The organism is Streptomyces sp. NBC_00178 (assembly GCF_036206005.1).
Lineage (GTDB): Bacteria > Actinomycetota > Actinomycetes > Streptomycetales > Streptomycetaceae > Streptomyces.
Genome location: NZ_CP108143.1, coordinates 434,178 through 450,355, shown reverse-complemented (window position 1 = coordinate 450,355; position 16,178 = coordinate 434,178). Strand labels below are relative to the sequence as shown.

The following is a 16,178-nucleotide window of genomic DNA, read 5'->3' as shown; positions in this document are numbered from 1 at the left end:
GCAACCGACGCGGGGCACCTGCGGAAGCAGGTGCCCCGCACCGTTCCGTCCGCGTTCACCGCCGGGTCCGCCCGGTCGGCGTCAGCCCGGCCGGGCCTCTGTCGCAGCCCAGGCCGAGGACAGGCCCGTCAGCCACGCCGGCGGCAGCTCCGCGTGCTCCCACTCCGCGCGCAACGCGGTCGGTGCGACGGTGAGGCGCTCCAGCACGGCGACGCTGGTGGGGGAGTGGAGGAGGGAGTAGCGACCGTGCAGGGCGATGTGGCTCCCCGGCCCGTACCGCGCGTACAGCCGGGCCAGCCGCTCGCGCTCGATTCCGGCGAACCGCTCCAGCTGACCGGCGTAGCCGACACGGCCCACGACGCTCATGGTGCCCAGCACCGCGGTGAGCACGTCGTCCGACACCTCGGGGTCGAGGTCCGAGCTGCCGCTGAAGGTGAGGTAGACCGGTGCCACGGCGACCTTCGCGCGCTCCACGTCCACTCTTCCGACCGGGTGGCGGCTGCGCGACGGGTCCTCCTCGGCCCCGGAATCGGCCGGGCCGATGGCACGCTCCAGGGCCCGGCCCGCGACGTCGACGAGCACGTCGCCGGCCGCACGGGCGCCGTCGCGCCAGCCCCTGCCGTAGGGCTGCCCGCTGTCGCCCGGGGCGCCGCCGGCCTTGCCGAGTTCGCTGTGCGCGTCCGCGATCGCCCCGGCCTGCACGAGCGCGATGAGCTCCTCGGCCTCGCTCCGGGGGACCCCGGCCCGGCCCAGGAGCTCGAAGAGGGTCTCCTTCGCATTCACGACGCTGGCGGAGTCCAGCGGGTACCGGCCCGCTTCGGCGGTGTCGATCGTGTCCTCCTCGTCTGCCCGGCCTGCTGCCGGTGCGGCACGTGCGCGCCTGTGCCGCACCGGCCGTGCTCCGGTCGTGCGACGTGTCACGGGCGACGGGCGCCGCCCCTGTTCCCAAGTCTCCACGACGCGCCGGTCGGCGTGGCACCCGGACACGAGACCCGGAGCCATCGGCCGCAGCGGCGCGACGGGGCGTCCGCCCGTGCGCGTCAGGGGCGGGTGCCGAGGATTTCGACGCCACGTGTGGCGAGTTCGCCGATCGACGCGTCATGGGGATCGGCGTCGGTGATGAGGCCGCTGACCTTGTCCCAGGGCAGCACCCGGAAGCGCGAGGCGGTCCCGATCTTCTCGGAGGAGGCGAGGATGTAGGTGTCCGCCGCGCGGGAGGCCAGAGCGCGCTTCATCGCGGCCTCCTCCGAATCGCCCGTGGTCAGACCCGCCTCGGGGTGTACTCCGGTCACGCCGAGCAGGCAGAGATCGGCAAAGACCCCCTGGGCCGCTTCGACCGCGGTCGCGCCGCAGGCCACCGCCGAGTGCTTGAAGACGCGGCCCCCGAGCAGGAACAGTTCCGCGTGCGGATGATCGAGCAGGGCGGCTGCGACGGTCGGACTGTGGGTGATCACGGTGCAGACGAGATCCTGTGGAAGAGCCCGCGCGACGGCCAGGGCGGTGGTGCCCCCGTCGAGGATCAGTGTGTCGCCCGCCCGGACCAGGCCGACGGCCACGGAAGCGACCTTCCGCTTCCCGTCGGGGGCCACGCTCCGACGGGAGGAATGGTCGACGACGGCGGGCGACACCGGAAGCGCGCCGCCGTAGACCCGCTGGCACAGTCCGTCGGCCGCGAGGTCGCGCAGGTCGCGCCGGACGCTGTCCTCGGAGATCCCCAGTTCGGCGGCCACGGTCTTGGCGACGATCTTTCCTTCGCGGGAGAGCAGTCCCAGCAGGTGGTCGCGTCGTTCAGCAGCCAGCATCCGCGTTCTCTCCTGTTCATGCGCGTTTCTGCATGTATCGTAACGTCCCGCGACCGGACGCCCGCGCTCACCCCCGATCGCCGGTCCGGGTGATCAGGGGGCTGTCCGTCCGCCGAGGGCCCCGGCCCGCGCAGCGGACCGCCCGGACGCCATGGATCCGCACCCCCTACCCCCGACCGCAGGAGACCGCGTGAGCATCCCCGGTACAGACACCCCCGACCACCGTGGCCGCACCGGTCTCGACCGGGTGGGCCGGGATCTGCGCCGCAACCCGGACGTGCTGATCCGCGACGTCGAGCTCACGTCCCAGGGCTGGCACGTCCTGCGCCGCACGACCTTCGACTACCGGCGTCGCGACGGGCGCTGGGCCACCCAGCAGCGCGAGACGTACGACCGCGGCAACGGTGCGGTCGTCCTGCCGTACGACCCCGAACGCCGATGCGTCCTGCTCACCCGGCAGTTCCGTTACCCCGCCTATGTCAACGGCCACCCCGACGGCATGCTCGTCGAAGCCGCGGCGGGGCTGCTCGACGCGGACGACCCGGTCACCGCCGTCAGGCGCGAGAGCGCCGAGGAACTGGGGGTCGTCCTCGGCCCGCTCACCCGCGTCCTCGACGCCTACATGAGCCCCGGTTCGGTCACCGAGTGCCTGCACTACTTCGCCGCCCCCTACACGGCGGCGGACCGGGTCGGAACCGGGGGAGGACTGGAGGAGGAGGGTGAGGACATCGAGGTCCTCGAACTGCCCTTCGCGTCAGCGCTCGCCATGACCCGCGACGGCCGCATCGTGGACGGCAAGACCATCCTGCTCCTGCAATGGGCGGCCCTGGACGGGCCGTTCGCGCCGGCAGCGGGATGACGTGAAGGGAGCGTGAGGCGCCGGACGGGTGACCGCACCGAGAGGTTCCGGCGGGAGGAAGCCGCGCGGCCGACGAGAGCCTGCCCCGGCCCGGCCGCGCGGACGGAGGGCCGCGCGGCCGGGCCGGCGCCTCCGCCGCGCAGCCGTGTTCGGCTCGGCCGGTCGCGGTCCGCGACCGCCGCGGCGGATGTCAGCCGTTGAACGTGTCAGGGTCGAAACCGGTGCGCTCGTCACGGTTGAGGGCGGAGATCTCACCGACGTCTGCGTCGGTGAGCTCGAAGTCGAAGAGCGCGAAGTTCTCCTCGATCCGCTTCTGCGTGACCGACTTGGGGAACACGATGTCACCACGCTGCAGGTGCCAGCGCAGCGTGACCTGGGCCGTCGACCTGCCCACACGCTCAGCGATACGGGTGATGGCGGGATCGTCCAGCACCTTGCCCTGCGCGATGGGCGACCACGCCTCGGTGGCGATGCCGTGCTCGGCACCGAAGGAGCGGACGGTGTCCTGGGTGAGGTAGGGGTGCACCTCGATCTGGTTCACCGCCGGGACCACCGTGCTGCTCTCCAGCAGCCGACGCAGGTGGTGCGGCTGGAAGTTGGAGACACCGATCGCCTTGACCCGTCCTGAGCGGTAGATCTCCTCCATGGCGTGCCAGGTCTCCACGAAGTCCCCGACACCCGGCAGCGGCCAGTGGATGAGGAAGAGGTCGAGATAGTCGAGCCCGAGCTCTTCCATCGTGCCCTCGAACGCGGCCAGCGCGGCGTCGTGCGCGTGGGCGCCGTTGTCCAGCTTGCTGGTCACGAAGACGTCGGCGCGCTCCAGGCCGGAGTCACGGACGGCCTGGCCCACCTCCTTCTCGTTGCCGTACATCTCCGCGGTGTCGATGTGCCGGTAGCCGGCCCTGAGAGCCGCGAGGGTGGTCTCGCGGGTCTGCGCCGGCGGGATCTGGAAGGTTCCGAAGCCGAGCTGCGGGATCTTCACGCCGTTGTTGAGTGTCACGTCTGGTACTGAGGGCACGGTCACTCCTTAGCTGTTCTGTTCCTGGAGGGCGGTGAGCCGGGGTGTCTCCGGAGTGGGCCAGGAGGTGGCCGCCGTCGACGGCGGAGCCGTCTCCCGTTCGAGCACCCCGCCGGCGTTCCGGCTCCGGGCCGGAAGGATCCGCCGGACCCGCCCTGTCGCGTCGGCGGGCGAGTCGGCCTCACCCCCGGCCGGGGGTGCATGGCATCAACCTTTCCCGGTCGTACCCGAACATACGGGTTGAAAACGGGATACGCGTATCTATACCAGTAACCTTCCCTCACGGTCCGTTGCACCGAGGGTGCTCTCCCGGCGCCTGCCCGCGCAGCAGCCGTTCACGGGCCCGCCACGCGACGGCCTCCCGCATCCGCCCCCGGTGGAGCGCGAGCCCGCCGTCCCGGGTCAGGGCAGGCCGGGGCCCCCGGCCTCCGGATCGCGGTCCGACTTCGGCCAGACGTACGGCACGTCGTCCGTCGCGTCCTCCGCCATGTCGGGGAACCGCGTGCGGTAGTAGCCGGGATCCTTGCGCAACAGGGCCGAGCGGTGGCTGCGGTGGAACTCCGGGTTTCCGAGCCAGTCGGGGAGGTCGCCGTCCGCCCCGAGCGCGGCCTGGGTGCGCATCGTCGCGTCCGGCTTCCAGGCCATGAAGTCGTGCACCAGGGTGACCGCGCACGTATCGGCGCGCCCGTCGCGTGTCCACGCCTCGCAAATGTCCAGCCCGTACCGGACCAGAGCCTCCTCGTAGCCCGCCCACATCCGGACCGCGGGGTGCCTGCGCCAGCCGTATCCCGGCACGATCAGGCCGCGGAGCACCTGCACGGCCTCGACGCGCTGCTTGCCGAGGCGCCTGGGGTCGAGTGCCGCGGCCGATGCCGTGAAGTCCGGAAACGGGAGGAAGGTCTGCATGCGACGTGTACTACCCGCGCGGGGGCGCCTCCGGCCCCGGATGTGTGGGGCGCACGACATTTCACCGATCCGTGTGCCGGTCATCCGGCCGGGCGTCACGACCCGGCTCCCGGGCGGGAACGGGCGCTGCGGGGAGGTGGCGGACCTGGCCCGGATGCGTTCCACGGGACGGAGCCCGAGGCCGCGTACACCGATCCGGACGCGGTGCGAAGAGGTCTGCCGGGCGAATAGGGTGACTCGCATGTCTGACACGTTGAGCTCCACCAAGACCCGCGCGGCTCTCCGCGTCTCGGCGCGCGTATCCGGCGAGATGCTGTTGGTCCTTGTCATGGCCGCGGCAGTGGTGTGGCTGCTCGGCCGTATGTGGTCGGTCGTATGGCCGCTGATAGTCGGTCTGTTGCTGACCACACTGACGTGGCCGGTCACACGCCACCTTCGCCGGCGCGGATGGCCCCCGGCCCTGGCGGCCTCCGTCGTGACCCTGGTGTTCCTCCTGGTGGCCGTCGGCGTCGCGGCGCTCATCGCGGTGCCGGTGGCCTCGCAGTCCGGTGAACTCGCCGACGGCGTGGTCGAAGGCATCCAACGGCTGAGGGAGTGGGCCTCCGGGCCGCCGCTCAACATCGGTGACGATCAGATCACCGGCGCGTTCGACTCGGCGACCGGCCGCATCCAGGACAGCATCGGCAGCATGGTCACCACCGTCGTCACCGGGGTGAGCACCGTTATCAACGGCGTGGTGACCGCCGTGCTGGCGGTCTTCCTGATGTTCTTCATGCTCAAGGACGGGCCCCGCTTCCTGCCGTGGCTCGCCCGTCAGCTGCCCGGGCGGCTCGCCACGGACGTGCCGACCGTCGCGGCGCGCGGCTGGGCGACCCTGGGCGAGTTCGTCCGCTCCCAGGCGTACGTCGGTCTGCTCGACGCGGTCCTCATCGGTCTCGGCCTGTGGATCGTCGGAGTGCCGCTCGTGCTGCCCCTGGCGGTGCTCACCTTCGTCTCCGCGTTCGTGCCGATCGTGGGGGCGCTGTTCGCGGGCTTCGTCGCGGTACTCATCGCCCTCGTGTCGAACGGCCTGACCGACGCGCTGATCGTCCTGGCGATCATCGTGGTGGTGCAGCAGCTGGAGGGCAACGTGTTCCAGCCCATGATCCAGAGCCGGGGACTCGGCCTGCACGCCGCGGTGGTCCTGCTGGCGGTGACCTTGGGCGGAAGCCTGGCCGGCATCGTGGGCAGTCTGCTCGCGGTACCCGTCGCCGCACTGATCGCCGTGGTCTGGAACTACCTGCGCGAGCAGCTCGCCGTTCCGGCCCAGGACCCCGAAGCGCAGGTCTCACCGGCAGGTTCCTCGGCGTAGGGCGGGCGATCACGGCGGGGCGCGACACGCTCCGGACCTGCTTCGCGGGACAGTTGCCGCAGAGTCATATCGGGGCCGTTCACGGGCACTAGCAGAGGCACCAGGTCCGAAGGCGCGACGCGAGGAGCCGTCGTGGCCGACCCGACACGAGAGGGGAACCCCGCCGTGACTCTGCCCCATCTGACAGCCGAGGCCCGCAGCAGTGCGCTGAAGAGGGCCATCGCCGTCCGCCAGGAACGTGCCGAGCTCCTGGCGGACCTCAAGGCCGGCAGGATCTCCCTGCAGGACGTGTTCAGACGCAGCGACCCGGTCGTGGCCCGCACGTCGGTCCGACGCCTTCTCGAATCGCTTCCCCGCATCGGCAAGATCCGGGCGGGCCAGATTCTCCGGGAGTACGGGATCTCCGAGACGCGCCGCGTCCGGGGTCTCGGAGCGCACCAGAAGAGCCGCCTTCTGACGCTGTTTCCGGCTGAGGGCTGATGCGGCACCGGGTGCGGCGACGCGGAGGTGCACCTGCGGGGCGCTGAGGTGGGTGCGCGGGTGTCCCTCGACGCAGAGACGGCGGAGGGACCGCCGCCGCCGTCGAGGGGCCGGACCCGAACAGCACGGCAGGCATGCGAGGGGGCCGCGACGACCATGGTCGTCGCGGCCCCCTCGCATGTGCCGGCTCCTGGAGCACTTCACCGATGCCCGGGACGGGAAACCGGCCGGTGCGAGCAATGGTGGACGTATTTCGGGGCACGCGGGACAGGAGACCGGCCCCCGTCCCGCAAACGCGTGTGCGGCGAAGTGAATTCGGTCGGCATATTTTCGTGTGCGGAATGTGTGGAGCCCCGGACCGAGGGCACGCGGTGTCCTGAGAGCGAATCACCGAATATCTGCCGGTCGCTCGATCCGATTGCATCGAACAATCGGTGGGCGCGCCAATTCCATTGAGGAGCATCTTATGACCGACAACATCTGGGGTTACCAGCCGACCGCCGGCCACACTGCGGGCAATGACCTGATCGGCTACAAGGTCGAGGCCACCGACGGCACCATCGGCAAGGTCGACAAGCACTCCGACGAGGTCAACTCGGCGTACCTGGTGGTCGACACCGGCGTCTGGATCTTCGGGAAGCACGTGCTGCTCCCCGCCGGCACCGTGCGTACCGTGGATCAGGCCGAGCGGAAGGTATTCGTCGACCTCACCAAGGACCAGATCAAGGACTCGCCCGAGTTCGACAAGGACAAGCACGTCGGCGACGCCGGATACCACGAGCAGGTCGGTGGCTACTACACCAGCCACCGTCGCGTCTGACCGCAGCAGAATGCCCGCGTACGGGGCCGGCCGGAATCCCTTCGGCCGGCCCCTTTCGGTTTCCGCGGGCGTATCGAGGAAACCCGCCCTGTGGCCCACGCCAGGGCCGGTCGACCCAGGGAGGGGTTCCTCGATGCATGCGAAGAACGCGCTCGTCATGGCCGCGGCGCTGTGTGCGGGCGCGGCAGCGGTCACGGGATGCGGCGGCGAAGGCGCGGTGGAGGGGGCGTTCGGCGGGAAGAGCGCCGACCGCATTGCCGCCGACGCCGTGCGGGCCACGCAGAGCGCGCAGTCGCTGCGCGTGAGGGGTCACAGCCGCCAGTCGGGCGGGGACGAGGTCGCGGTCGACTTCCGTGTCGACCGGCGTGGCCACTGCACAGGGTCGTTGGCGGGTCGTGACGCCCGGGCCGACATCCTCAGGGCCGGGCGCGACCTCTACGTGAAGGGTGACCGTGCCTTCTGGGAGAACGCCCTGCAGGGCCGTCCGGGCACGGACAGGATCGTCCGTGAACTCCGGGGGAAGTGGATGAGGTCTCAGGACGGGCGCTCCGGCGCCCAGGGCATGTGCGACAAGCAGTCCTTCCTCGCCGCCCTGGACAGCGACACGTCCGAACGCACAGGCATGACGAGGGGCCCGGTGACCACCATCGGCGGCAGGAGGGCCCTGACGCTGGAGAAGAAGCGGCTCGGCGGAGAGAAGGTCACGATGTACGTGGCCACGGACGGCGAGCCGTACATCCTCAGGACGGTCACCGAGGGCGGAACGGAGCCGGGCGAAGCCGTGTTCAGCGAATACGGTGCGAAGGTCGAGGCGCGGGAGCCGGCCGCCGGTGACATCGTCGACCCGGCGCTCCTGGAGGAGGGATGACGCCCACGCCGGCCGAACCCTCCACCGAGTTTCGGCCGTCGGGACCCGGGCACGCGGCCCTCATGGACAAAAGCGAAGAGCTTGTGGAGACCCGCGGCAACGAGCACCACATGGTTCTGGCGGCCGACGCCAACGGCGACGGCAAGCCCGACGTGTGGATGACCGACACCACCGGTGACGGCAAGGCCGACCTGTACCAGTTCGACACCACCGGTGACGGCGAGGTGGATGTCACCATGGTGGAGCGTTCCGACGAGCCGGGTGAGGACCGTGTCGTCGTCGAAGGTGACGGCGGCCACCCCGTGGGGGAGTGAGCGCGCCCCCGTCCGACCGCCCTCGTCATCGGTGTCCGGGACTCCCAGGAGTCCCGGACACTCCTGTGTCCGGCCGGTACGGGAATCTGATCCGATCCGCAACTCCATGTCTGCACCGTGTCGTTCAGGGTATGAGGCGCACATGGCATCAATGAAGCGTGTGGCCCTCGCCCCCCGTGCGCTGCGGCAGTTGCGACGTGTGCGCTCCGTCTACCTGGTGGGCGCCCTGCTCTCACTGCTCGGTCTGCTCGCCCAGGGGCGGGCCGGGACGGCGAGCGGCAGGCAGCTGGAGATCGCGGGAGTACTCCTGGCGGTGTTCACCGTCCTGCTCGGGGTGACACTGGTGCAGCTCCGGCGGCACCGGCTCAGGGCGCACTGCAGCACCGCGCAGAAGCTGACGCCCTCCGCGCTGCGGAGCTGACGCCCTCCGCGCTGCGGAGCTGACACCCTCCGCGCTGCGGAGCTGACACCGCGAATCCCCTCGCCGGACCGAGCCCGTGAGCCCGATGCCGAGCCCCACGCGTCCGAGGACACCGTGGGGCTCTTGTCGTGCCCGGGAGGGGAGAAAGCGGTGCGAAGGCGGTGCCCGCCGCGTGGGGCGGAGCACTCCGCACCTCGCCCCAGGCGTTCTCAGACACGCCCCCGGGGCACACCGTCGCCCTGGCCGAGCCGCTCGGGCTCCTGGCCGGCCGGGCCTTCACCCGTCCCCCCGTTCCTCCTGTCCAGACGGGCGGTGACCGGCGAGGCGGCGGCCCCGTGGAGCACCACGGAGACCAGCACGGTGAAGACCACGACGGCCCACATCTCGTCCTCGTAGCCGCCGAATTCCCCCCGGGCACAGGCGTAGGCGAGGTAGAAGAACGAACCGATGCCCCGGATCCCGAAGAACGCCGTCACCAGACGCTCCTTACGGGCCCCGGTTCCCCGAAGCAGCGCGAGCCAGCCGGTCAGCGGCCGTATCAGCAGGTGGAGCAGCAGTCCCGTCGCGGCACCCTGCCAGGTGAGGTGGGCCAGGGCACCCGTCGCGATGAAGGCACCCGTCGCGAACAGGAGCACCGCCATGAGCAGCCGCTCTATCTGCTCGATGAACTCGTGGAGAACCTGGTGGTAGTCGTGGCCCCGCTCGCACCTGCGCAAGGTGCACGCGGCGACGAAGACCGCGAGGAAGCCGTAACCGTGCAGCGACTCGGCGAGGCCGTACGAGGTGAGGGTGGCGGCCAGCGCCACGAAGCCCTCACCGTGCTCGGCGAGCCGGAGAGGTGCCGCGCCCGCGTGGAAGAGGACGCGGCCGAGGAGCAGCCCCGTCCCCATGCCCACGGCCACACCCACCACGAGCCGTACGACCACGTCGCTCCAGGCCCAGTGCACGATCCAGTCCGTCGACCAGGCCTGGCCCGAGGCGGCCAGTGCGAGCGCGGCGAGGACGAACGGGAACGCCAGCCCGTCGTTGAGCCCCGCCTCGCTCGTGAGGGCGAAGCGCACCTCGTCCTCGTCGTACTCGGCGTCGGTCGGCTCACCCACGCGGACCTCGGAGGCGAGCACGGGGTCGGTCGGTGCCAGCACCGCCGCCACGAGGAGAGCGACGTACGGCGGCCAGTCCAGCAGCCACCAGGCCGCGAGGGCCGTCGCGGCGATCGTGAGCGGCATCGCTATGCCGAGCAGTCGCCAGGTGGTCGCCCAGGGCCGCAGGCCGAAAGGACGGTTGATGGCGAGCCCCGCCCCCATCAGCGAGGCGATGACGCAGAGTTCGGTCAGGTGCTCCACCCAGGCCCCGTGCGTCGTGGGGTCGACCTGCGGCAGCGGCAGGGACAGCGGCAGCGCGTAGACGAGCACACCCGACGCCAGGAACACCATCGGTGGGGAGACGGGCCGGCGCGACAGCAGCCGGGGGAGCACTGCCGCGAGAAGGGCCCCCAGGCCGAGGCATCCGTACACAGCGCCGGTGGTAGTGATGGCCACGCCGGCCACTCCCCTCTCCTGATCCGATTGTTCTGCGCCGTCTACCCCTTTCATGTGCCTGTAGCGGGAATGCGGGAGTCGTGATGCCGCCGCGCCGGGAACGGGCGGAGGGCGCGGGGAGTGCGCCGGCCGGGGGGGAAGGTCGTCGGGCTACCGCCGGGGTCAGCCGGCCACGTTGTCGATGCGGAGCCGTACCTGCTCCTCCAGCCGTTCGAGGCTGCTGTCGAGCGCGGCGTGCACGGCCCGCTCACCGGGGTCGTGACCGCCGTCGGCGAAGGACAGGTGGACGGTCACCTCGCTGACTCCGGACCCGGTGTCGGTGACCTGCAGCCAGCCCGTGTAGCCCTCCGCCTCGCGTGAGCCCCATTCGAGCCTCATCCGTCCGGAGTGGACGTGCAGGACGGCGGGGACGTCCCGGTGCGTCGCGCCGTCGTGCACGGTGACGGACGGCAGATCCCGAGCGTCCAGGCTCAGGCCCCGCGGCAGCCAGGCGTTCAGTTCGTCCACGTCGGCGGCCTGGTCGAAGGTGTGCTCGGGCAGGGCGGGCATCGTCCGTGCCCGTTCGTACTCGCTCATCGCGTCAGTGTCCACCGGCTGGATGCACACGGCCCACACCATGCCCGGCGCCTGTCGAAACGATCGCTTCGGCATGGCGGAATCCACCCGTTCGCCCGAGGACCGCCCCGGGGGGACCGCTGCGCACGGCGACGGCCGGCGCGTCGCCGTGCGCCCGTGGTCACACGCGCTCGAGCCGCCAGGTCTGCGGCTGGAGGCCGTTGCACGGCCATGGCCGGACGCCGGCGCCCGGGGCACGCGAGCCCTCGGCCACGTCGAGGCACTGGCCGCTCGACCGGGAGACCAGACGGTAGTAGCCGCGCCCGACGTTCTCCAGGCGCCAGTCCTGAGCCGACTGGGCGTTGCAGTACCACTGCCGGACGTTCGCCCCCGCCGTGCCGGAACCGTTCTCGACGTCCGGGCAGTGCCCGCTGTTGCGTCCGGTGAGGGTGAAGTGCCCGCCGCCGCGTGCGCGCAGTGTCCAGTCCTGCGTGCCCAGCCCGTTGAAGGACCACCGCTGGACGTCGCCCCCTGCCGTCCGCGAGTCCGCCGCCACGTCCAGGCATGCCCGCGAGCAGGTGACAGCCCCATAAGTACGTCTCCCGGGACGGTACATGGGGGGCGCCTCCGGGTGATCGCGGTGGTTGCGCTTGACTGGGGCCTTCCGTTCGCACCCGAGAACCTTGGAGGTGGCCCAGCAGTGAAGTCATGGGTCTCGCGCACCGTGTTGGCAGGAGGCGCGGCATTCGCGCTGGTGATGGGAACATCCGGTTCCGCCAGCGCGGCCGACACCACGCTGTTCCTGTCCGACATCGACGGCCATTCGCTCGGCACGATGACGCACCTGGACCCGGACCCGGACACGTTCAGGGTCTGCGACACGCGCGCCGACGGGTACGGCGTGACAGGAAAGCTCTACGTCTACATCGGTGGCTGGCAGCTCAAGGAGACGAAGGCGGACGGTGGTGACGCCGGTTGCGGGTACTTCGACTACAACGTCGTTCCCTACGCGGCCAAGTACCTGATGAAGATCTGCTGGAACGGTCCCGGCGAGATCTGCGCCAAGAAGGAATTCACCGAGGACTGAGCCGTCCCTGCACCCGCTCGTCCCGGGCATGCGGAGCCCGGCCGTGCCGGATGCCCGGGACCGGTACCCCGCCCCGGCACGGCCGTGCCGTGTCTCCCTGGCGGCTGCGGCCGGCGAGCTACTTCGCGGACGCGGAGCGGTCCGCCGCACGGGCCCACAGGTACAGGGGGACCTGCAGGGGGAGCCGGCCGAGGGCGAGCCCCCGCGCCGGTGCCGGGCGGTCGCGCCAGTCGTACGCCATCTGGACGTTGGCGGGGAAGACTCCGACGAAGAAGAGCGCGGTCGCCCGGGCGCTCAGCTTCCGGGTGCGGGGCACTGCGAGTCCTGCCGCAAGCGTCAGCTCCACGACGCCACTGGCCCTGGTCCAGACCCTGGGGCTGCCGGGGAGGGCCCGGGGCACGATCGCGTCGAACGGCCGCGGGACGGCGAAGTGTGCGAGTCCCGCTGCGGCGAGAAGGCCTGCGAGCAGCAGCGGCGAACCGGGGGTGCGACGGACGACGCGTGCCATGAGGGCTCCTGGGGCTGGGTCGGCGGTCCGGGCCACAAAGGTTACCCCGCGGTAAGGAGCGCACGGGCCGACATCCCCGCCCCGCACGGGCCGGCATCCCCGCCGCTGTCTCCACGCCCTGCTGTCCGCGCGGTACCCGGCCCCCGGTCATGGGCGGACACCTGCGGCGCACGCGGCCCGGCGTGGCTGAAACGGTGCGAAGGGGAGGTGCGTGCCACGATGACCCGCACTTCTCACAGCGCCGATCCGAAGGACCGGGAGTGACACGGTGCGCCTGCTGCTGACCTCGGACACCCACGTACCCAAGCGCGCCAGGCAGGTGCCCGCCGCCCTGCTGGAGGCCGTCGACGCAGCCGATGTCGTCGTTCACGCCGGTGACTGGGTCGATGTCGCCACGCTGGACCTCTTCGAGGCGCGTGCGCGGCGCCTCGTGGGCGTGTTCGGCAACAACGACGGAGCGGAGCTGCGGGCCAGGCTCGACGAGACCGCACGCGTCGAGCTCGCGGGGATCCGCCTGGGGGTCGTGCACGAGACGGGGGCGGCTCGGGGGCGTGAGCAGCGCTGCGCGGCCCGCTTTCCCGGCCTGGACGTCCTGGTGTTCGGTCACAGTCACATCCCGTGGGACACCGTCGCTCCCGGCGGGCTGCGGTTGCTCAACCCCGGCTCACCGACCGACCGGCGGAGACAGCCCTACCGCACGTACATGACCGCCGAGGTCTCGGGCGGACAACTCGGCGACGTACGCCTGCACCGTCTTCCTCACGGGAAGTGACCGTTGGCCGTCCTGGGGCGGGTCCCGCCCCGTCCGCGTCATGGCCACCCGCCCGGAGGCCGTTTCCCGGGGCGGTCATGGGAGCCGCAGGGGAATATTCACCCTGTCGGGAGAGTTGTCGACGGGATGAGTGACTCGTCCACCTCACCGTCCTCCTCGTCCTCTTCACCGATCGAGCCCGAGCGCGTACGCGCCCTTCTGACGGCCGAGCGTGCGGACACGCTCGCGCGCATCGCCTCGTTGAGCCGCGAGTACGACGGCATCGTCGAGGCGAACGCCCTCGTGGCGGTCGACGACGAACACGACCCGGAGGGATCGAGCACGGCCTTCGAGCGTTCCCACATCGCGTCGCTCCGGGCACAGGCGCGCAGCTCTCTGGACGACCTGGACCGGGCTGTGCAGCGGCTCGACGCAGGTGACTACGGGGTGTGCGAGGACTGCGGCGGACCGATTCCGGAAGAACGCCTGCTGGTACGCCCGGCGGCGAGCACCTGCGTACGCTGCGCCGCCGTCCGCCGCTGAACGCGAGGCTCCCGCGAGGCGCCTTTGCCGCCCCCGGCGGGTCCCGACGCCTGGCCTGGCGGCCGTCCGCCGCCGGGGCGGCGGCCCGCACCGCACACATCCCGGCCCGCACCGCGCACATCCCGGTTGGCACCGCGCACCATCCCGGTTCGCCCGATGCCCAGGTGACGCACACCGCCCACCGATCCGGTTCGCCGGTGCCGGGTGCGCCCGGTACCTGAGGGCGCCGGCGGGACGGTCCTCCCTACGCGGCGGCCCATTCGTGCGGTCTTCCGCCGCGCCATCTGACCCACGCGGGATCGTCGAGCAGCAGATCAGGGTCCTCGAGTCCGGTACGGCGCAGGAACTCGACGACATCGCGGTCGCTGTAAGCGATGCCGAGGATGTGCGTGTCGACGGAACTCCGCACGGAGACGCGGCGGCCCCCGTCCGGACTCAGGTGGTGAACGGTGACGGGCGGGTTCATCCATCCACGGTGCCTCCGGGAGCGGGTCGCGCGCCACCGCTGGCCCGGGACGCTCGACGTGCGGCGCCTGCGATCCGCCGTGGCGGGTGTGCGAACAGCCGTCGAAAACGATGCGCGCGCACCTGCCCGGCCCGGATATCCTTCGTCGTCCTGTACAGGCCAGGAGGGTCCCCAGCATGAGCAGCACCACCTCGTCCCTGCCCGAGCGGCTCGAGCTCCCGGGCGAGGGTCTCGTCCTCCGCGACTGGTCGGAGGGGGACCTGACAGCGATGCCGGCCCTCTTCGACAACCCGGACACCGCCTACTGGACTCCGATCGTCTCGCCCTTCGACGCGACGGCGGCCCGGAACCGGCTGAAGCGGGCCAGGCAGCTGCGCGAGGAGGGTACGACCATCCTCCTCGCCATCACCGTCGACGGCGGCGCACCGCTCGGAGAGGTGATGCTGCGCCGCGCCCCCGAAGGGACGGAGATCGGCTACGCGGTCGGGCCCGCGCACCGCGGGCAAGGGCTCGCGGTGCGTGCGGTGCGTGTGATGGCCGCCTACGCCTTCGAGCAGCTGGGCGCCGAGCAGGTCATCCTGGAACTGGAGGCGGACAACGCCGCCAGCGTCGCCGTCGCCCGCAGGGCGGGCTTCGGACTCCTCGACCGCCCTCTGATCCAGGGCGAGGACAAGGGGCGCGCGTTCGAACTGCAGACATGGGGACTCGACCGCCCCCGCACCTGATCAGCGGGCGGTGCGCGGCGCCGCCGGCTACGCCGGGGTACGGCCCGCTCCCGGGCCGCTGCGCCGGTCGCCCGGGGTGCACTCCCGGGCCAGTGACGCACGGACCATCCGCAGAAGTGACTCCTGCGCGCTGCGCAGGAAGAAGTGGCCGCCCGGCAACGCGTGGTGCGTGAAGGCGGCCGACGTCTGTTCACGCCAGGGCTCCACCCGTGAGGCCGGTACCGCCTGGTCCTCCGTACCGGAGAAGGCGACGACCGGGCACGCGAGTGGGGGACCCGGACGGTAGGCATAGGTGTCGAGGAGTTCGAAGTCGGCGCGGATCGTGGGCAGCAGGAGCTTCAGCAGTTCGGTCTCGGCGAGGATCTCCTCGGAGAGGCCGCCCAGCGAACGCATGCGGTCGATCACGATCGCGTCGGTCCGGTCGTGGACCCGGGGCCCTGCCTGCCGCGACTGCGGGGCGGTGCCGCCGGACACGAAGAGGACCCTGGGCCCGGTGATGCCCCTGCGGCGCAGCTCACGCGCCAGCTCGAACGCGACCAGCGATCCCATGCTGTGCCCGAAGAGGGCGTAAGGCAGGCCGAGTTCGGGCTCGATCGCCGTAGCCAGGGCGTCGACCAGCAAGTCCATCCGGGTGAAGGGCTGTTCACCGAAACGCGACTGACGCCCCGGAGGTTCTATGCCGCAGACCTCCACGTCGGCGCCGAAGGAGGCCGGCCACCGGGCGTAGGCCGAGGCGGCGCCCCCGGCGTAGGGGAGGCAGAAGAGCCGGACGGCAGGTGCGGTCCGGGGCCGCGGCCTGGTGATCCAGCCGTCGGCCCTTCGCGGTTGCGGCGTCGCGCTTCGATTCACGTGTGCGTCTTCCTCGTCTGTAGGTGCTGCCGCACGGAGGCGTCCGGTGCTGCTGGGTCGGACCTACCCCGCGCCCGGCGCGCTCAGTGGTTCCCGGAGAGACCGGACTCCGGCTCCGGCCCGGCGCCTGCCCCGTGCTCCGCCTGGACCGACGGCTCCGCGGTGCCGAGAGCTTCGGCCGAGGACCGGACCGCCGCGGGTGACGTCTCACGCCGCCCGTTGCCGCTGTGATGTGGAAGACCCCGAGCCCGCCCTCACCGATTCGGATCTGCACATGGTGATGTGCCGTGTGATGTGCACCGTCACCTGTACGCCAT

The 16,178-nt window shown here is 71.4% G+C and carries 21 protein-coding genes; 11 read left to right on the top strand and 10 right to left on the bottom strand.

What is annotated here, in order from left to right; translation table 11 throughout:
- Nucleotides 1-81: 81 nt before the first annotated feature.
- Nucleotides 82-891: a hypothetical protein gene (locus OHT61_RS01805; protein WP_329034400.1), complete on the bottom strand. Its 810-nt coding sequence runs from the start codon at nt 889-891 to the stop codon at nt 82-84.
- A 149-nt stretch (nt 892-1,040) separates the two neighbouring features.
- On the bottom strand, nt 1,041-1,802 hold the full coding sequence (locus OHT61_RS01800) for a DeoR/GlpR family DNA-binding transcription regulator (protein WP_329034398.1): 762 nt from the start codon (nt 1,800-1,802) through the stop codon (nt 1,041-1,043).
- Between the two features lie 151 nt (nt 1,803-1,953).
- Here OHT61_RS01800 and OHT61_RS01795 point away from each other — a divergent pair, with 151 nt between their 5' ends.
- Nucleotides 1,954-2,661, top strand: a complete 708-nt coding sequence (locus tag OHT61_RS01795; protein WP_443049342.1) for an NUDIX domain-containing protein — start codon at nt 1,954-1,956, stop codon at nt 2,659-2,661.
- 190 nt (nt 2,662-2,851) lie between these two features.
- Here the strand turns inward: OHT61_RS01795 and OHT61_RS01790 are convergent, their stop codons facing one another.
- Nucleotides 2,852-3,679, bottom strand: coding sequence for an aldo/keto reductase (locus OHT61_RS01790; RefSeq protein WP_329034394.1), 828 nt, complete (start codon nt 3,677-3,679; stop codon nt 2,852-2,854).
- A 402-nt stretch (nt 3,680-4,081) separates the two neighbouring features.
- Entirely contained in the window at nt 4,082-4,585 is a 504-nt protein-coding gene (locus OHT61_RS01785) for an MSMEG_6728 family protein (RefSeq protein ID WP_329034392.1), read from the bottom strand.
- Nucleotides 4,586-4,826: 241 nt separating this feature from the next.
- Between OHT61_RS01785 and OHT61_RS01780 the strand changes: the two genes are divergently transcribed.
- The 6 genes from OHT61_RS01780 to OHT61_RS01755 all read left to right on the top strand — a co-directional run bounded on the left by OHT61_RS01780 (nt 4,827) and on the right by OHT61_RS01755 (nt 8,839).
- A complete protein-coding gene (locus OHT61_RS01780) occupies nt 4,827-5,936 on the top strand; it encodes an AI-2E family transporter (RefSeq protein ID WP_329034390.1) in 1,110 nt (369 codons plus the stop codon).
- A 165-nt stretch (nt 5,937-6,101) separates the two neighbouring features.
- Entirely contained in the window at nt 6,102-6,416 is a 315-nt protein-coding gene (gene mihF, locus OHT61_RS01775; protein WP_329034389.1) for an integration host factor, actinobacterial type, read from the top strand.
- A gap of 466 nt (nt 6,417-6,882) precedes the next feature.
- Nucleotides 6,883-7,236, top strand: coding sequence for a PRC-barrel domain-containing protein (locus OHT61_RS01770; protein WP_329034387.1), 354 nt, complete (start codon nt 6,883-6,885; stop codon nt 7,234-7,236).
- A gap of 133 nt (nt 7,237-7,369) precedes the next feature.
- Complete coding sequence (locus OHT61_RS01765; protein WP_329034385.1) at nt 7,370-8,104, top strand: hypothetical protein; 735 nt, start codon at nt 7,370-7,372, stop codon at nt 8,102-8,104.
- 62 nt (nt 8,105-8,166) lie between these two features.
- Entirely contained in the window at nt 8,167-8,418 is a 252-nt protein-coding gene (locus tag OHT61_RS01760; RefSeq protein ID WP_329034384.1) for a hypothetical protein, read from the top strand.
- 142 nt (nt 8,419-8,560) lie between these two features.
- On the top strand, nt 8,561-8,839 hold the full coding sequence (locus OHT61_RS01755; RefSeq protein WP_329034382.1) for a hypothetical protein: 279 nt from the start codon (nt 8,561-8,563) through the stop codon (nt 8,837-8,839).
- A gap of 209 nt (nt 8,840-9,048) precedes the next feature.
- On the opposite strand, the gene OHT61_RS01750 is transcribed toward OHT61_RS01755, so the two are convergent.
- From OHT61_RS01750 to OHT61_RS01740, 3 genes are all read right to left on the bottom strand, one after another.
- Complete coding sequence (locus tag OHT61_RS01750; protein ID WP_329034380.1) at nt 9,049-10,377, bottom strand: cation:proton antiporter domain-containing protein; 1,329 nt, start codon at nt 10,375-10,377, stop codon at nt 9,049-9,051.
- Between the two features lie 162 nt (nt 10,378-10,539).
- Complete coding sequence (locus OHT61_RS01745; RefSeq protein WP_329034379.1) at nt 10,540-10,953, bottom strand: SRPBCC family protein; 414 nt, start codon at nt 10,951-10,953, stop codon at nt 10,540-10,542.
- A gap of 160 nt (nt 10,954-11,113) precedes the next feature.
- A complete protein-coding gene (locus OHT61_RS01740) occupies nt 11,114-11,548 on the bottom strand; it encodes an RICIN domain-containing protein (RefSeq protein WP_329034377.1) in 435 nt (144 codons plus the stop codon).
- Between the two features lie 84 nt (nt 11,549-11,632).
- Here OHT61_RS01740 and OHT61_RS01735 point away from each other — a divergent pair, with 84 nt between their 5' ends.
- Entirely contained in the window at nt 11,633-12,019 is a 387-nt protein-coding gene (locus OHT61_RS01735) for a hypothetical protein (protein ID WP_329034375.1), read from the top strand.
- 118 nt (nt 12,020-12,137) lie between these two features.
- Here the strand turns inward: OHT61_RS01735 and OHT61_RS01730 are convergent, their stop codons facing one another.
- The gene (locus OHT61_RS01730; RefSeq protein ID WP_329034373.1) at nt 12,138-12,527 is read right to left on the bottom strand and encodes a DoxX family protein; all 390 of its coding nucleotides are present in this window, start codon (nt 12,525-12,527) and stop codon (nt 12,138-12,140) included.
- Nucleotides 12,528-12,795: 268 nt separating this feature from the next.
- Between OHT61_RS01730 and OHT61_RS01725 the strand changes: the two genes are divergently transcribed.
- Complete coding sequence (locus OHT61_RS01725) at nt 12,796-13,299, top strand: metallophosphoesterase family protein (RefSeq protein ID WP_329034371.1); 504 nt, start codon at nt 12,796-12,798, stop codon at nt 13,297-13,299.
- Nucleotides 13,300-13,425: 126 nt separating this feature from the next.
- Entirely contained in the window at nt 13,426-13,821 is a 396-nt protein-coding gene (locus OHT61_RS01720; RefSeq protein WP_329034369.1) for a TraR/DksA family transcriptional regulator, read from the top strand.
- Between the two features lie 244 nt (nt 13,822-14,065).
- Here OHT61_RS01720 and OHT61_RS01715 read toward each other — a convergent pair whose 3' ends face one another.
- On the bottom strand, nt 14,066-14,287 hold the full coding sequence (locus OHT61_RS01715; protein WP_329034367.1) for a hypothetical protein: 222 nt from the start codon (nt 14,285-14,287) through the stop codon (nt 14,066-14,068).
- A 176-nt stretch (nt 14,288-14,463) separates the two neighbouring features.
- Here OHT61_RS01715 and OHT61_RS01710 point away from each other — a divergent pair, with 176 nt between their 5' ends.
- The gene (locus tag OHT61_RS01710) at nt 14,464-15,012 is read left to right on the top strand and encodes a GNAT family N-acetyltransferase (protein ID WP_329034365.1); all 549 of its coding nucleotides are present in this window, start codon (nt 14,464-14,466) and stop codon (nt 15,010-15,012) included.
- A 27-nt stretch (nt 15,013-15,039) separates the two neighbouring features.
- Here OHT61_RS01710 and OHT61_RS01705 read toward each other — a convergent pair whose 3' ends face one another.
- Nucleotides 15,040-15,861, bottom strand: coding sequence for a thioesterase II family protein (locus OHT61_RS01705; RefSeq protein ID WP_329034363.1), 822 nt, complete (start codon nt 15,859-15,861; stop codon nt 15,040-15,042).
- Nucleotides 15,862-16,178 lie beyond the last annotated feature (317 nt).

What these genes read in the sequence shown, in the direction of transcription:
- OHT61_RS01800 (WP_329034398.1), bottom strand. Translation starts at nt 1,802, where the DNA reads ATGCTGGCTGCTGAACGACGCGACCACCTGCTGGGACTGCTCTCCCGC.
- OHT61_RS01795 (WP_443049342.1), top strand. Translation starts at nt 1,954, where the DNA reads ATGGATCCGCACCCCCTACCCCCGACCGCAGGAGACCGCGTGAGCATC.
- OHT61_RS01785 (WP_329034392.1), bottom strand. Translation starts at nt 4,585, where the DNA reads ATGCAGACCTTCCTCCCGTTTCCGGACTTCACGGCATCGGCCGCGGCA.
- OHT61_RS01780 (WP_329034390.1), top strand. Translation starts at nt 4,827, where the DNA reads ATGTCTGACACGTTGAGCTCCACCAAGACCCGCGCGGCTCTCCGCGTC.
- OHT61_RS01770 (WP_329034387.1), top strand. Translation starts at nt 6,883, where the DNA reads ATGACCGACAACATCTGGGGTTACCAGCCGACCGCCGGCCACACTGCG.
- OHT61_RS01765 (WP_329034385.1), top strand. Translation starts at nt 7,370, where the DNA reads ATGCATGCGAAGAACGCGCTCGTCATGGCCGCGGCGCTGTGTGCGGGC.
- OHT61_RS01760 (WP_329034384.1), top strand. Translation starts at nt 8,167, where the DNA reads ATGGACAAAAGCGAAGAGCTTGTGGAGACCCGCGGCAACGAGCACCAC.
- OHT61_RS01755 (WP_329034382.1), top strand. Translation starts at nt 8,561, where the DNA reads ATGGCATCAATGAAGCGTGTGGCCCTCGCCCCCCGTGCGCTGCGGCAG.
- OHT61_RS01745 (WP_329034379.1), bottom strand. Translation starts at nt 10,953, where the DNA reads ATGAGCGAGTACGAACGGGCACGGACGATGCCCGCCCTGCCCGAGCAC.
- OHT61_RS01740 (WP_329034377.1), bottom strand. Translation starts at nt 11,548, where the DNA reads ATGTACCGTCCCGGGAGACGTACTTATGGGGCTGTCACCTGCTCGCGG.
- OHT61_RS01730 (WP_329034373.1), bottom strand. Translation starts at nt 12,527, where the DNA reads ATGGCACGCGTCGTCCGTCGCACCCCCGGTTCGCCGCTGCTGCTCGCA.
- OHT61_RS01720 (WP_329034369.1), top strand. Translation starts at nt 13,426, where the DNA reads ATGAGTGACTCGTCCACCTCACCGTCCTCCTCGTCCTCTTCACCGATC.
- OHT61_RS01715 (WP_329034367.1), bottom strand. Translation starts at nt 14,287, where the DNA reads ATGAACCCGCCCGTCACCGTTCACCACCTGAGTCCGGACGGGGGCCGC.
- OHT61_RS01710 (WP_329034365.1), top strand. Translation starts at nt 14,464, where the DNA reads ATGAGCAGCACCACCTCGTCCCTGCCCGAGCGGCTCGAGCTCCCGGGC.